Below are 13247 nucleotides of genomic sequence, written 5' to 3'. Positions count from 1 at the left end.
ATTCTTCACCTTATTCAAACCTGCGCGATCCACTTACGATGGGTATGGATCGACATCAAAACCCCAAACGCTGACAGCAGCGTCACCAGCGAAGTTCCTCCGTAGCTAATGAACGGCAACGGCACCCCCACGACCGGCAACAGGCCACTGACCATACCGATGTTGACGAAAACGTAAACAAAAAACGTCATGGTCAGGGCGCCGGCGAGCAATTTGCCGAACAGCGTCTGCGCTTGGGCGGTAATCACCAGCCCACGACCGATCAGCAGCAGATAGATCAGCAGCAGGGCGCAAATGCCCACCAGGCCGAACTCTTCACCCATGACCGCGATAATAAAGTCGGTGTGGCTCTCGGGCAAAAAGTCCAGGTGGGACTGGGTGCCGAGCAGCCAGCCCTTGCCGAAGACGCCGCCGGAGCCGATGGCCGCCTTGGACTGAATGATGTTCCAGCCAGTGCCCAATGGATCGCTTTCCGGGTCAAGGAAGGTCAGGATCCGCTGCTTCTGGTAGTCGTGCATGATGAAGAACCACATGGCGATCGCCACCGGTACCGCGGCAGCCAGCACGCTGAGAATCCAGCGCCAGCGCAGCCCGCCCATGAACAGCACGAAGGCGCCACCGGCGAGAATCAGCAGCGAGGTCCCGAGGTCCGGCTGGCGCACGATCAGAATGAACGGAATACCGATCAGGACCAGGCTGATGCCCACATGCTTGAGCTGCGGCGGCAAGGTGCGCTTGGCCAGGTACCAGGCGATGGTCGCCGGCATGATGATCTTCATGAATTCCGAGGGCTGGAAGCGAATCACCCCGGGGATGTTGATCCAGCGGGTGGCGCCCATGGCGTTGTGGCCCATGACATCCACCACCACCAGCAGTATCACGCCGAACACATAGGCTAGCGGCACCCAGCGTGCCATGAATCGGGGCTCGAGCTGGGCAATGACGATCATCGACACCAGGCCGATGCCGAACGACGTCGCCTGCTTGCCCAGCAGGTCCCAGCTCTTGCCGCTGGCCGAATACAGGACGAACAGGCTGCCGGCCGCCAGGGTCAGCAGCAGGATCAGCAATGGACCATCGATATGCATGCGCTGCAGCAACGTCGCCCGGCGACGCATCACATCCTCGCTGGACAGGATGCGATCGAAATTACTCTTCACGGGCCGTAGCCTCCGCACTGATAGGACCGGCAAACTCAGGCTTGAGCAGGCCATCCGGACCGAGGAGCCAGGCGTCCATCACCTGGCGCACCACCGGGGCCGCCACGCCGGAACCGGACTCGCCGTTCTCGACCATGACCGAGACCACGATTTTCGGGTTTTCCGCCGGCGCGAAGCCAACGAACAGGGCGTGGTCGCGATGGCGCTCCTGGACCTTGGAGCGGTCGTACTTCTCGCCCTGCTTGATCGCGACCACCTGGGCCGTACCACTCTTGCCGGCGATCCGGTATTGCGAGCCGATGGCCGCCTTGCGCGCCGTACCGCGGGCGCCGTGCATCACCTGCTGCATGCCGTGATTGACCTTCGTCCAGTCCGACGGATCGCGCAGGATGATGTCCGGCATCGGGTTTTCGTCCACCGGCTTTTCGCCCTCGATGGTCTTGGCCAGGTGCGGACGGTTCCATTTGCCCTTGTTCGCCACCAGCGCCGTGGCCTGGGCCAGCTGCAACGGGGTGGACTGCATGTAACCCTGGCCGATCCCGAGAATCAGCGTCTCGCCCGGGAACCAGGCCTGGCGACGGGTGGCACGCTTCCATTCCCGCGACGGCATCAGGCCCGGCGACTCCTCGAACATGTCCAGCGAGACCTTCTGGCCGATCCCGAACTTGTTCATGTAGGCCGACAACCGATCGATCCCCAGCTTGTGGGCTAGGTCATAGAAGTAGGTGTCGTTGGACCGCATGATCGCGGTGTCGAGGTCGACATAACCGTCACCGCTGCGGTTCCAGTTACGGTACTTGTGATCGTAGTTGGGCAGTTGGTAGTAGCCCGGGTCATAGACCCGCGTGGAGGCCGTCACCACCCCGGAATCAAGACCGGCGATGGCCACCGCCGGCTTGATGGTCGAGCCCGGCGGATACAGGCCGCGCAGTACCCGGTTGAACAGTGGACGGTCAATGGAGTCGCGCAGCTCGGCATAGGCCTTGAAGCTGATACCGGTGACGAACAGGTTCGGGTCGAAGCTCGGCTGGCTGACCATGGCCAGCACTTCCCCGGTGCGAGGGTCCAGCGCGACCACCGCGCCACGCCGGCCGCCCAATGCTGCCTCCGCAGCTTCCTGCAGCTTGATGTCCAGGCTCAGGACAATGTCCTTGCCGGGAATCGGGTCGGTACGCTTGAGCACCCGCAACACACGGCCGCGAGCGTTGGTCTCGACCTCTTCGTAACCCACCTGGCCGTGCAGCTCGGGCTCGTAGAAGCGCTCGATACCGGTCTTGCCGATGTGGTGGGTGCCGCTGTAGTTCACCGGGTCCAGGGTCTTCAGCTCTTTCTCGTTGATCCGCCCCATGTAGCCCACCGAGTGCGCGAAGTGCGCGCCCTGGGGGTAATGACGGACCAACTGCGCCACCACTTCCACCCCAGGCAGGCGGAACTGGTTGACCGCGATCCGGGCGATCTGCTCTTCGTTGAGCTCGAACAGGATCGGCACCGGCTCGAACGGCCGACGCCCCTGCTTCATGCGCTTCTCGAACAGGACCCGGTCTTCCGGCGTCAGCTCCAGCACCTCGACAATGACATCGAGCACCTGGCGCCAGTCGCCGGAACGCTCGCGGGTCATGCTCAGGCTGAAGCTCGGCCGGTTGTCGGCCACCACCACGCCATTACGGTCGAAGATCAGGCCGCGGGTCGGCGGAATCGGCTGGACATGAACCCGGTTGTTTTCCGACAGGGTCGAGTGATAGTCGTACTGGATCACCTGCAGGTAATACAGCCGCGCGATCAGCACCCCGATCAGGCAGACCACGGCAATAGCCCCGAACACGACCCGGCCACGCACCAGACGGGCGTCTTTTTCGTGGTCCTTGATACGGATCGGCTGGGACATTAGGGGCGCGGGCTATTTGTGATAAGGGTGCCCGGACAGGACTGTCCAGGCGCGATACAGCTGTTCACCGATCAGGATCCGTACCAGCGGGTGCGGCAAGGTCAGCGGCGACAGCGACCAGCGCTGATCCGCCCGCGCGCAGACTTCCGGCGCCAACCCCTCGGGGCCGCCGACCATGAAATTCACGGTACGCGAGTCGAGGCGCCAGCGATCCAGCTCCACCGCCAGTTGCTCGGTGCTCCAGGGCTTGCCGTGGACCTCAAGGGTGACGATCCGCTCGTTCGGACCGACCTTGGCCAGCATGGCTTCGCCCTCCTGACGGATGAAACGAGCCACATCGGCGTTCTTGCCACGGGTATTGAGCGGTATTTCCACCAGTTCCAGCGCCAGTTCGGATGGCAGACGCTTGGCATACTCGTGCCAACCCTCTTCCACCCACTTGGGCATGCGTGAACCGACAGCGATCAGACGCAGGCGCACAGCCGTCCCTTATTGCTGGTCTTTGTTGAGCTTGGTGAAGTGCTCATGGGTGTGCTCCGGGCTGTGGTGCTTGCCATCGGCCGCACGGCTCTGCTCGGCGCCCTGCCACAGACGTTCCAGGTCGTAGAACTGGCGCGCGGAGGCGGTCATCATGTGCACGATCACGTCGTCCAGGTCCAGCAGCACCCAGTCGCTGTCGCCCTTGCCTTCTTCACCCAGCGGCTTGACGCCCTGGGCCTTGACCATCTCGCGGACCTTTTCCAGCATCGCGCCGATCTGGCGGTTGGAAGTACCGGTGGCGATGATCATGTAGTCGGTGATGCTCTGCTTTTCGCGAACATCGATCACCAGGACGTCCTGGGCCTTGACGTCTTCCAGCGCGGCGACTGCCACCTTGACCAGATCTTCGCCTTTCATTACTTGGTTAGTCATATAAAACTCGTTCAGCTCGTATGTATGGCGCGTTGCACGGCATCAGCCGGCAGCGCGCCTTCAGTTCGGCCCACGGTAAAGACCGTGTGCATCGATATAGGCCAGGACCGCATCAGGCACCAGGAAACGTACCGACTTACCGCTGGCCAGCAGTTGACGGATCTGGGTGGCGGACACCGCGAGCGGTGTCTGCCAGACGAATGCAATGTGTCCTCCGGGCCCTTGCAGGGCCAGGGGATCGCTCACCGAGCGCGCCGCCAGCAGGTTGCGCAATGCATCCGGCGGCTCGCTGTCGGCATCCGGGCGTTGCAGCACCAGGATGTGGCAATGCTGGAGCAACTCTTCCCAGCGATGCCAGGTAGGCAGGCCGCAAAAAGCGTCCCAGCCCAGCAACAGGAACAACTGGTCATCCGCGGCCATCTCGGCCCGCATCTGTTCCAGGGTGTCTAGGGTGTAGGACGGCTTGTCCCGTTTCAGCTCACGGTCGTCCACCACCAGGGGGGAAACGCCCGCCACCGCACACTCGACCATCGCCAGACGGTCCAGCGCCGACACCTGCGGAGCATCGCGATGCGGCGGCCGCGCGCTGGGGGTCAGGCGCAGCTCATCGAGCCCCAGCGAATCGGCCACCTCCAGCGCACTGCGCAGGTGACCGATGTGCACGGGGTCGAAGGTACCGCCCAGCAGACCGATACGTTTGCTCATCAAGTGCGCACATGGCCGTCGCCGAAGACGACATATTTCTCGCTGGTCAGCCCTTCCAGGCCGACCGGACCACGGGCGTGCAGCTTGTCGGTGGAAATACCGATCTCCGCGCCCAGGCCATATTCGAAACCGTCGGCAAACCGGGTCGAGGCATTGACCATCACCGAGCTGGAGTCCACCTCGTTGAGGAAACGCCGGGCGTCGGTGAAGTTCTCGGTGACGATGGCGTCGGTGTGGTGCGAACCGTAGGTGTTGATGTGCTCGATGGCCACGTCCAGGCTGTCGACCACCAGGATCGACAGGATTGGCGCGGTGTATTCGGTGCTCCAGTCTTCTTCGGTGGCCTCGATCACATCGTCGCCCAGCAAGGCACGGGTACGCGGGCAACCGCGCAGCTCGACCTGTTTGTCGCGATAGATCGCCGCCAGCGGCGGCAGTACGCGCTCGGCAATACCGGCGTGGACCAGCAAGGTCTCCATGGTGTTGCAGGGCGCGTAGCGCTGGGTCTTGGCGTTGTCGGCGATGCGAATCGCCTTGTCCAGGTCGGCCGCCACGTCGATGAACACATGGCAGACGCCGTCCAGGTGCTTGATCACCGGCACCTTGGCGTCGCGGCTGACCCGCTCGATCAGGCTCTTGCCGCCACGCGGCACGATCACGTCGACGAATTCGGGCATGGTGATCAGCGCGCCAACGGCCGCGCGGTCGGTGGTTTCCACCACCTGCACCACTTGCGCCGGCAAACCGGCCACCGCCAGCCCTTGCTGAATGCAGGTGGCGATGGCACGGTTGGAATTGATCGCCTCGGAGCCGCCACGCAGGATAGTGGCGTTGCCGGACTTGAGGCACAGGCTGGCCGCATCGATGGTCACGTTGGGGCGCGACTCGTAGATGATGCCGATCACGCCCAGGGGCACGCGCATCTTGCCGACCTGGATGCCCGAAGGCAGGTAGCGCATATCGCGGATTTCACCGATGGGGTCAGGCAGCTTGGCCACCTGACGCAGGCCTTCGATCATTTCATCGATACGCACCGGAGTCAGCGCCAGACGATCGAGCAATGCCGGTTCCAGACCATTGGCCCGGCCGTTGGCCAGGTCCTGCTCATTGGCGGCGCTCAGCTCGGGGCGAGCAGCGTCCAATGCATCGGCAGCCGCCAGCAATGCGCGGTTTTTCTGCGCAGTGGTGGCACGGGCGATTACCCGCGAAGCTTCGCGGGCAGCGCGACCCAAACGGGTCATGTAGTCAAGAACGGACTCAGTCATGGTCTGCTGTGGTCTTGGCAAAGAGGAAAGCGGCTGATTATAGCTGTCGCGCCGGTCCACGGACAGCGGTCACGGGCGGATGGTCGAAATGGACGGCAAATACCTCTCGTTCAGCCTGAATTAAGCCTGGAATTGATATCATTCCGACCCAATTCCCGTCATCGCTCCTGGCCACCATGTCCATTCTGTCCACCCCGATGCTGCCCAAGGCCCTGCCCGACCGCTTTTTCGATCGTGATGCCCAGGCCCTGGCCCGTGAACTGCTCGGCAAAATCATCCGCCATCGGGTCGGCGATCTATGGTTGTCGGCGCGCATTATCGAAACAGAAGCCTATTACTGCGAGGAAAAAGGCAGCCATGCCTCCCTCGGCTACACAGAAAAGCGTAAGGCTTTGTTTCTGGACGGTGGCCACATCTATATGTACTACGCCCGTGGCGGCGATTCGCTGAACTTCAGCGCCCAGGGGCCAGGTAACGCGGTGCTGATCAAGTCGGCCTACCCTTGGGTCGACGAAGTCTCCGGCCCCGCCAGCCTGGCGCAGATGCTGCTGAACAATCCCGATGCCAGCGGTCGGCCGCGCCCCTCGCAAAAGCTCTGCGCCGGCCAGACCCTGCTGTGCAAGGCCCTGGGCCTGAAAGTCCCGGTATGGGATGCCAAGCGCTTCGACCATGAAGTGCTGTTCGTCGAGGATGTCGGCACGCCCGTCGCCAGCATCATCCAGACCACTCGCCTGGGCATTCCCCACGGCCGCGACGAACACTTGATGTACCGCTTTGTCGATGCCGCCTACGCCCCCTACTGCACCCGGAACCCGCTACGTCGCGGGCAGGTCGAAGGTCGCGACTATCTGTTGCTCGATTGATCCCTTTCGCAGGAGCCGGCGTGCCCGCGGATGGCCTGATCGCGAGCAAGCCCGTTTCTACAGTTGAACCACCGAATAACCGGAGTTGAAAACCTATGGGCCAATGGCTCGATGGAATAACCGGCTGGCTGACGATGAACCCCCAATGGCTCGCGGCAGCCGTGTTCATCGTCGCTTGCGTCGAATGCCTAGCGATTGCCGGCCTGATCGTACCCGGCACCGTGCTGCTGTTCGCCATTGCCGTGATGGCCGGCAGCGGCGCACTGTCCCTGGGTGAAACCCTGGCGCTGGGGTTCTTTGGCGGCTTGCTCGGGGACGTGGTGTCTTATCTGCTGGGCCGGCGTTTTCACCAGAATATCCGCCGCCTGCCGGGCCTGCGGCATCACCCGGAATGGATCAACGGCGCCGAAGCCTATTTCCAGCGGTATGGCATCGCCAGCCTGTTGGTCGGGCGCTTTATCGGTCCCTTGCGGCCCATGCTGCCAATGGTCGCCGGGATGTTCGACATGTCGTTCCCGCGCTTTTTCGCCGTCAGCCTGCTGGCCGCGGCCGGCTGGACAGTCGCCTACCTGCTGCCAGGCTGGGCCACGGGCGCGGCGATCCGCCTGCCCTTGCCTGAAGGTTTCTGGCCGCAGGCAGGAATAGTCGCCGCCAGCATCGCCGTGCTGCTGGGCCTGAGCATCAACAGTACCGTGCGCCGCCATCGCAAGGCCAGCCCGCTGGTGGCCGGCCTCAGTCTGGCGATCCTGGCAGGACTGTTCATCGGTTACCCCTACTTGAACCATTTCGACCAGGGCCTGATGGCGCTGGTCCAGGAGCACCGCAGCCCGGCAATGGACGAGGTGATGGTGGTGCTCACCCAGTTCGGCGAATTTCGCACCATGCTGTTCGCCAGCGCCCTGGTCACCCTGCTGTTGCTGATTGCCCGGCAATGGCGGCAGGCGATTTTTGCGGGCACCACGCTGCTGGGCACCGCATTGGCCAACACCGGCACCAAGCTGTTCTTCGCCCGGGTACGCCCGGAAGTCCTGACCGACCCACTGACCAGCTACAGCATGCCCAGCGGCCACAGCTCCGGTTCGTTCGCCCTGTTCCTGACCCTGGCGATACTCGCCGGTCGCGGCCAGCCGCCACGCATGCGCCTGACCTGGCTGCTGCTGGGTTGCCTGCCAGCGGCGGCGATTGCCGTGTCACGGATTTACCTGGGCGCGCATTGGCCCTCCGACATCCTCGCAGGCGCCATGCTTGCCGCCTGCGTGTGCGCCGCCAGCCTGTGGGTCGCCCAGCGCCAGACCCCGCTGGAACCCATGCCGGCCAAGATCTGGTGGCTGGTATTGCCGGCGCTGATCGCGTTGTTCGGCTTCGAAGCAGTCAGGCATCTACCGCACGCCATGCTGCGTTATGCCTACTAGATAGAGCGAACGCCCCTGTAGCCGCTGCCGCAGGCTGCGACAGGCCGAAGGCCTTCAGCGGTTTCGGAATCTGCGCCCACTGTGTGGGCGATCGCAACCTGCGGCAGCGGCTACAGGATCAGGATCAGGATCAGGATCAGGATCAGGATCAGGCGAACAGTTCGCCCTGCAACTCGTCCAGCAAGGCCTGGATCGCATCCAGGCGTTGCTGCGGATCATCCAGTTGCAGCAGGTCGATCTTGTCCAGTTCGGAGAATGGCAACAGATAAGCCAACTGGTTGGCCAGTGACTGCTGGCCGGTGGCTTCGGTGCCCATGTTCAGGGCTTCGACCATCGGGTGTTCGGCCAGCGCCTTGAGCAAGGCGATCAGGTCCCCGTCTTCATCCTGCAGCGGCCGCTCCGGCGCCTCGTCCAGCCACTCGACTTCAGCCACCCGCAACTGATCGCGCTGCACTTCGCTGCTCAGCACCCGAAAACGCCGCCCGCCCTTGACCCGAATCCCCAACAGGCCGTTGTCCTGCTGATGGAAGTCAGTGATCAGCGCTTCACAGCCCACCCGCGCAAAACCTTCCGGGGCGATGCCCACCTCTTCGCCTTCGAGGATGCACACCACGCCGAAGCCGCTGCCCTGTTTCATGCAGCGACCGATCATGTCCAGGTAGCGCGCCTCGAAAATCTGCAAGTCGAGAATGCAGTCGGGGAACAGCACCGTATTCAGCGGGAAAAGCGCCAGGCTCATACAGGTTTCCTTAAACCACCAACGACACCGCCAACGGCAGGAAGACCGCCGTGGCCACACCCATCAGACTCATCGCCAGCGCCGCGAAAGCACCGCACTCGTCACTTTCCTGCAAGGCCACCGAAGTGCCCACCGCGTGAGCCGTCATGCCCAGCGCCATGCCCCGGGCTTCCGGGCTATGCACCTGCAGGCGGTTGAGGATGGCCGGACCGAAAATCGCCCCGATCACTCCGGTGATCAATACGAATACCGCGGCCAGCGCTGCGACACCGCCAATCTGTTCGGCCACCAGCATGGCGATCGGCGAGGTCACCGATTTCGGCGCCATGGTCATCAGGATCATGTTCTCGGCACCGAACCACCATCCCAGCAGTACGCCCAGGCCGGTGGCGACCACCCCTCCAATCACCAGCGTAGTAAATATCGGCCAGAACAACTGTCGAATCCGCCGCAGGTTGAGGTACAGCGGTACGGCCAACGCCACCGTGGCCGGCCCCAGGAGAATGCTCAGGATCTCCGTGCTCTTGCGGTACTCGGCGTAGCTCAGGCCACAGCTCAGCAGCACGCCGATCACCAGCAACATGGAGACCAGCACCGGTTGCAGAAAGATCCAGCGGGTTTTCTCGAAGGCCGCGAGCACCAGTTGATAGGCGCCCAGGGTAATGCCGATGCCGAATAATGGATGGTGGATCACAGACGCCCAGGCGCCCTGCCAATCGAACATCATTGGCCGCCCTCCCGATGTCCGTGGCGCTTGACCAGCCGCTGCATCAGCACGCCGACGAAGGCCATGGAGATCACCAGCGACAACACAAGCGCGCCGACTATCGCCCAGAAGTCCGCGGCGATATCCGCCGCGTACACCATCACGCCCACCGCTGGCGGCACCAGCAACAGCGGCAGGTAACGCAGGAGGCTGGAGGCGGCCAGGTTCAGCGGCTCGCCCACCTCGCCGCGCGCCACCAGGAAGATCAGCAGCAACAGCAGGCCGACAATCGGCCCCGGCAGGATCGGCAGGAACAGATGATTGATCGCCGTGCCGAGCAATTGAAACAGCACCAGCCATGTCAGACCGCGTAACAACATCTCTCATCTCCCCCGAAAAAACGCCGGGCATTATAAGCACGCGAACGCTATGGGCCGGCATTCGCCAAAAGCATGGAAGGTTGACCGGAGCAAACCCCCATGATGATCTACAGTGGGTGGTCAGGGGGTACGGCCCCCGTCCGTTTAGAACGATAAAACCGATGAACCCAAGGAGAGTCTCAATGCCGTATGTTCCTGTTGCAGAGCTCAAAGATTATGTCGGAAAGGAACTAGGACGTTCCGAATGGCTCACCATCGATCAGCAGCGTATCAACCTGTTCGCCGAAGCCACGGGTGACTTCCAGTTCATCCACGTCGACCCGGTGAAAGCCGCCCAGACGCCGTTCGGCGGCACCATCGCCCACGGCTTCCTGTCGCTGTCGCTGATCCCGAAACTGATGGAAGACATCCTGATCCTGCCCGTGGGTCTGAAGATGGCGGTCAACTACGGCCTGGACAGCGTGCGCTTCATCCAGCCGGTCAAGGTCGATTCCAGGGTCCGCCTCAAGGTCGACCTGGTGGACGTCACCGAGAAGAAACCCGGCCAATGGCTGCTCAAGGCCACCGCCACACTGGAAATCGAAGGCCAGGAAAAACCAGCCTACATCGCCGAGCCCTTGTCCCTCTGCTTTGTCTGAAACCTTCCTGATGCGAAACAGCTCACGCTGTTTCGCGCAGCCTCTCTATATATAAGCCTCGTTGCTACGGCATACTCGGTCCCCTAATTATCCGGATCCCGCTATGCACCCACTTGTACCCCTGGCTCTGACCCTGTTGCTCACCGCATGTGGAGACGGCGAATCGCTGCTGCCTCCCGATGCCCGTCTGCCGGACGGTGGCCGCTACCGCGGCGATGTGGTCAACGGGTTGCTGCAAGGCCAGGGGCGCATCGACTACCCCAACGGCAGCTGGTATGCCGGCCAGTTCGACGCCGGCCAGTGGCACGGCCAGGGCGAATGGCACGGCAGCGACGGCGAGGTCTACCTCGGTCAATTCCAGCAGGGCCTGTTCCACGGCCAGGGCAGCCTGACCACCAAGGACAGCAGCTACACCGGCGGTTTTAAACTGGGCCGGCGCGACGGTGAAGGCACCCTCAAGGAACGCGGCATGACCTACCGCGGCGAATTCAAGTCCGACCTGTATTCCGGGCTCGGCCGTCTCGAACTGGAAGACGGCAGCCAGTACCAGGGCCAGTTCTCCCGCGGCAAACCCAACGGCGAAGGCCAGCGCAGCGATGCCAGCGGCAACCAGTTCAGCGGCCACTTCGTCGATGGCCAGCTGGAAGGCAACGGAACCTTCAGCAGCGCCGAGGGCGATCTTTACGTCGGCGGCTTCAAACAGAACCAGCTCAGCGGCAAGGGCCGCTACGAAAACGCCGACGGCGATGTCTGGATCGGCCAGTTCAAGGAAGGCGCCCTCAGCGGCAAGGGAGAGCTGATCGGCGTCGACGGCAGCCACTACATCGGCCGTTTCAGCGACTGGCGCTTCAGCGGCCAGGGCCGCCTGAACCTCAGCGACGGCAGCTTCTATATCGGCGGCTTCGAAGGCGACAACTACCAGGGCCACGGCGTGCTGGTGCTGCGCGATGGCACCGTGCAAAGCGGAGACTGGATCAATGGCCTGCGGGTTCGCGATGCCGACGGCCGACTGTTGCCCGACCCACTGGAGACCGGCCTGCTGGCCCAGGGCCGCCTGCTCGACGATGCCCTCAGCGCGGTGCCGGCGTCGACCCCCGCCATCGAGCTCTACAGCCTGACGCTGGCCGGCGATGGCAAGCAAAGCGTGTTTCTGCGCGAGGCCGACTATGTCAGCAACATGCTCGCCACCCGCTTCGGTGCCTACGGCCAGATCCGCCTGGTCAACCATCGCGACCGCCTCGACAGCCGGCCCATGGCCACCCGGGAAAACCTGCGGCGCGCGGTCCAGGTCCTGGCCGAACGCAGCGGCCCGGAAGACCTGTTGTTTATCTACCTGACCAGCCACGGCACCAGCGAACACGAGCTGGTGCTCGATCAGCCGCGCCTGGAGCTGGCCGACCTGCCGGCCGACGAATTGGCCGCGGTACTGGCGCCACTGAAAAACCGCGACAAGATCATCGTGATCTCGGCCTGTTATTCCGGCGGGTTCATTCCCGCGCTCAAGGATGAGCGGACCCTGATCATGACCGCTTCGCAGGCCGACCGCGTATCGTTCGGCTGCTCGGAAGAAGCCGACTTCACCTACTTCGGCGACGCCCTGTTCGCCCAGGCGCTGAACCAGACCGACGACCTGGAACAGGCCTTCAAGCTGGTCCGGGCGACCGTGGCCGAACGTGAACTGGCGGACAACTTCGAAGCCTCCGAACCGCAGATCTGGGCGCCCAAGGGGGTCTTGGCGCACTGGCAGCATCTGCGCAAGCAACAAGCACGAAAGGCGCTGCAAAGCGCCGCCAACGACAGCAAGGAAGCAAAGAGCAACTAAGCTGAAACAGTATCAAGGGGGAAACATTATGTACTTGACACCTCAGCATATCTTGCTCGCCGGCGCGACCGGCCTGACTGGCGAGCACTTGCTCGACCGCCTGCTCAACGAACCCACGGTAACCCGCGTACTGGCGCCCAGCCGGCGCCCCTTGAGCGAACATCCGCGCCTGGAAAACCCGGTCGGCGAGCCGGCGGTACTCCTGCCGCAACTCAGCGGCCGGGTCGACCTGGCGTTCTGCTGCCTGGGCACCACGATCAAGAAAGCCGGCTCCGAACAGGCGTTCCGCGCCGTCGACCTGGACCTGGTGGTGGCCTTCGGCAAACGCGCACGGGAGATGGGTGCGCGGCACCTGGTGGTGATCAGCGCCCTGGGCGCGGACGCGAAATCCTCGATTTTCTACAACCGGGTCAAAGGCGAAATGGAACAGGCGCTGAAGGCCCAGGACTGGCCGCAACTGACTATTTGCCGGCCGTCGCTGCTGCTTGGCGAACGCATCGAACCGCGTCTGGCCGAACAGCTGGCCGGCCCGCTGTCCAAGCTGATTCCCGGCAAATACCACGGCATCGAAGCCTGCCATCTGGCCCGGGCCATGTGGCGCCTGGCGCTGGAAGAGCAGGATGGCGTGCGGATCGTCGAGTCCGACGAATTGCGCAAGCTGGGCAAATAAACGCCATGGATCGCGCCTGTAGCCTGGAAACCAACCCCCAATACCGTCAGCACCGACAGCGGCAACAGCAGCGTGTCGAGCAAGGCGCTG

14 protein-coding genes and 1 pseudogene are annotated in these 13247 nt (G+C 63.2%); 5 read left to right on the top strand and 10 right to left on the bottom strand.

The window, feature by feature from the left end:
- Window positions 1-14: 14 nt before the first annotated feature.
- From rodA to AC07VU_RS26745, 6 genes are read right to left on the bottom strand one after another with little or no spacing between them, the layout of a single operon-like run.
- On the bottom strand, window positions 15-1118 hold the full coding sequence (gene rodA / locus AC07VU_RS26770; protein WP_051003959.1) for a rod shape-determining protein RodA: 1104 nt from the start codon (window positions 1116-1118) through the stop codon (window positions 15-17).
- Window positions 1119-1149: 31 nt separating this feature from the next.
- The gene (mrdA, locus tag AC07VU_RS26765; RefSeq protein ID WP_007927109.1) at window positions 1150-3045 is read right to left on the bottom strand and encodes a penicillin-binding protein 2; all 1896 of its coding nucleotides are present in this window, start codon (window positions 3043-3045) and stop codon (window positions 1150-1152) included.
- Between the two features lie 12 nt (window positions 3046-3057).
- Window positions 3058-3525, bottom strand: coding sequence for a 23S rRNA (pseudouridine(1915)-N(3))-methyltransferase RlmH (gene rlmH, locus AC07VU_RS26760; RefSeq protein ID WP_003185785.1), 468 nt, complete (start codon window positions 3523-3525; stop codon window positions 3058-3060).
- 9 nt (window positions 3526-3534) lie between these two features.
- Entirely contained in the window at window positions 3535-3957 is a 423-nt protein-coding gene (gene rsfS / locus AC07VU_RS26755; RefSeq protein ID WP_007927111.1) for a ribosome silencing factor, read from the bottom strand.
- A 60-nt stretch (window positions 3958-4017) separates the two neighbouring features.
- Window positions 4018-4662, bottom strand: a complete 645-nt coding sequence (nadD, locus tag AC07VU_RS26750) for a nicotinate-nucleotide adenylyltransferase (RefSeq protein WP_007927112.1) — start codon at window positions 4660-4662, stop codon at window positions 4018-4020.
- Window positions 4662-5927 (bottom strand): glutamate-5-semialdehyde dehydrogenase, encoded by a 1266-nt coding sequence (locus tag AC07VU_RS26745; RefSeq protein WP_274304779.1) that lies wholly within the window; start codon window positions 5925-5927, stop codon window positions 4662-4664. The genes nadD and AC07VU_RS26745 overlap by 1 nt, the downstream gene beginning before the upstream one ends.
- A gap of 176 nt (window positions 5928-6103) precedes the next feature.
- Here AC07VU_RS26745 and AC07VU_RS26740 point away from each other — a divergent pair, with 176 nt between their 5' ends.
- Both AC07VU_RS26740 and AC07VU_RS26735 read left to right on the top strand, forming a co-directional pair.
- Window positions 6104-6790: a DNA-3-methyladenine glycosylase gene (locus tag AC07VU_RS26740; RefSeq protein ID WP_495030801.1), complete on the top strand. Its 687-nt coding sequence runs from the start codon at window positions 6104-6106 to the stop codon at window positions 6788-6790.
- Between the two features lie 95 nt (window positions 6791-6885).
- Complete coding sequence (locus AC07VU_RS26735; RefSeq protein WP_274304781.1) at window positions 6886-8202, top strand: bifunctional DedA family/phosphatase PAP2 family protein; 1317 nt, start codon at window positions 6886-6888, stop codon at window positions 8200-8202.
- A gap of 148 nt (window positions 8203-8350) precedes the next feature.
- Here AC07VU_RS26735 and AC07VU_RS26730 read toward each other — a convergent pair whose 3' ends face one another.
- The 3 genes from AC07VU_RS26730 to AC07VU_RS26720 are packed head-to-tail and all read right to left on the bottom strand — an operon-like array spanning window position 8351 to window position 10027.
- On the bottom strand, window positions 8351-8941 hold the full coding sequence (locus AC07VU_RS26730) for an LON peptidase substrate-binding domain-containing protein (RefSeq protein WP_007927116.1): 591 nt from the start codon (window positions 8939-8941) through the stop codon (window positions 8351-8353).
- A gap of 10 nt (window positions 8942-8951) precedes the next feature.
- On the bottom strand, window positions 8952-9668 hold the full coding sequence (locus tag AC07VU_RS26725) for an LrgB family protein (RefSeq protein WP_007927117.1): 717 nt from the start codon (window positions 9666-9668) through the stop codon (window positions 8952-8954).
- Complete coding sequence (locus tag AC07VU_RS26720) at window positions 9665-10027, bottom strand: CidA/LrgA family protein (protein WP_009045794.1); 363 nt, start codon at window positions 10025-10027, stop codon at window positions 9665-9667. Before AC07VU_RS26720 ends, AC07VU_RS26725 begins: the two co-directional genes overlap by 4 nt.
- A 182-nt stretch (window positions 10028-10209) precedes the next feature.
- Here AC07VU_RS26720 and AC07VU_RS26715 point away from each other — a divergent pair, with 182 nt between their 5' ends.
- The 3 genes from AC07VU_RS26715 to AC07VU_RS26705 all read left to right on the top strand — a co-directional run bounded on the left by AC07VU_RS26715 (window position 10210) and on the right by AC07VU_RS26705 (window position 13157).
- The gene (locus tag AC07VU_RS26715; RefSeq protein WP_007927121.1) at window positions 10210-10665 is read left to right on the top strand and encodes a MaoC family dehydratase; all 456 of its coding nucleotides are present in this window, start codon (window positions 10210-10212) and stop codon (window positions 10663-10665) included.
- Between the two features lie 103 nt (window positions 10666-10768).
- On the top strand, window positions 10769-12487 hold the full coding sequence (locus AC07VU_RS26710) for a C13 family peptidase (protein WP_277589681.1): 1719 nt from the start codon (window positions 10769-10771) through the stop codon (window positions 12485-12487).
- A gap of 28 nt (window positions 12488-12515) precedes the next feature.
- Window positions 12516-13157: an oxidoreductase gene (locus tag AC07VU_RS26705; RefSeq protein WP_007927124.1), complete on the top strand. Its 642-nt coding sequence runs from the start codon at window positions 12516-12518 to the stop codon at window positions 13155-13157.
- A gap of 8 nt (window positions 13158-13165) precedes the next feature.
- Here the strand turns inward: AC07VU_RS26705 and AC07VU_RS26700 are convergent.
- Window positions 13166-13247, bottom strand: a pseudogene (locus AC07VU_RS26700) (YceK/YidQ family lipoprotein); the annotation flags it as partial.

It is taken from the genome of Pseudomonas sp. GW821-FHT02B10, from assembly GCF_059421865.1.
This window is presented reverse-complemented; position numbering and strand designations above follow the sequence as displayed.

What these genes read in the sequence shown, in the direction of transcription:
- rodA (WP_051003959.1), bottom strand. Translation starts at nt 1,118, where the DNA reads ATGCGTCGCCGGGCGACGTTGCTGCAGCGCATGCATATCGATGGTCCA.
- mrdA (WP_007927109.1), bottom strand. Translation starts at nt 3,045, where the DNA reads ATGTCCCAGCCGATCCGTATCAAGGACCACGAAAAAGACGCCCGTCTG.
- rsfS (WP_007927111.1), bottom strand. Translation starts at nt 3,957, where the DNA reads ATGACTAACCAAGTAATGAAAGGCGAAGATCTGGTCAAGGTGGCAGTC.
- nadD (WP_007927112.1), bottom strand. Translation starts at nt 4,662, where the DNA reads ATGAGCAAACGTATCGGTCTGCTGGGCGGTACCTTCGACCCCGTGCAC.
- AC07VU_RS26745 (WP_274304779.1), bottom strand. Translation starts at nt 5,927, where the DNA reads ATGACTGAGTCCGTTCTTGACTACATGACCCGTTTGGGTCGCGCTGCC.
- AC07VU_RS26740 (WP_495030801.1), top strand. Translation starts at nt 6,104, where the DNA reads ATGTCCATTCTGTCCACCCCGATGCTGCCCAAGGCCCTGCCCGACCGC.
- AC07VU_RS26735 (WP_274304781.1), top strand. Translation starts at nt 6,886, where the DNA reads ATGGGCCAATGGCTCGATGGAATAACCGGCTGGCTGACGATGAACCCC.
- AC07VU_RS26730 (WP_007927116.1), bottom strand. Translation starts at nt 8,941, where the DNA reads ATGAGCCTGGCGCTTTTCCCGCTGAATACGGTGCTGTTCCCCGACTGC.
- AC07VU_RS26725 (WP_007927117.1), bottom strand. Translation starts at nt 9,668, where the DNA reads ATGATGTTCGATTGGCAGGGCGCCTGGGCGTCTGTGATCCACCATCCA.
- AC07VU_RS26720 (WP_009045794.1), bottom strand. Translation starts at nt 10,027, where the DNA reads ATGTTGTTACGCGGTCTGACATGGCTGGTGCTGTTTCAATTGCTCGGC.
- AC07VU_RS26715 (WP_007927121.1), top strand. Translation starts at nt 10,210, where the DNA reads ATGCCGTATGTTCCTGTTGCAGAGCTCAAAGATTATGTCGGAAAGGAA.
- AC07VU_RS26710 (WP_277589681.1), top strand. Translation starts at nt 10,769, where the DNA reads ATGCACCCACTTGTACCCCTGGCTCTGACCCTGTTGCTCACCGCATGT.
- AC07VU_RS26705 (WP_007927124.1), top strand. Translation starts at nt 12,516, where the DNA reads ATGTACTTGACACCTCAGCATATCTTGCTCGCCGGCGCGACCGGCCTG.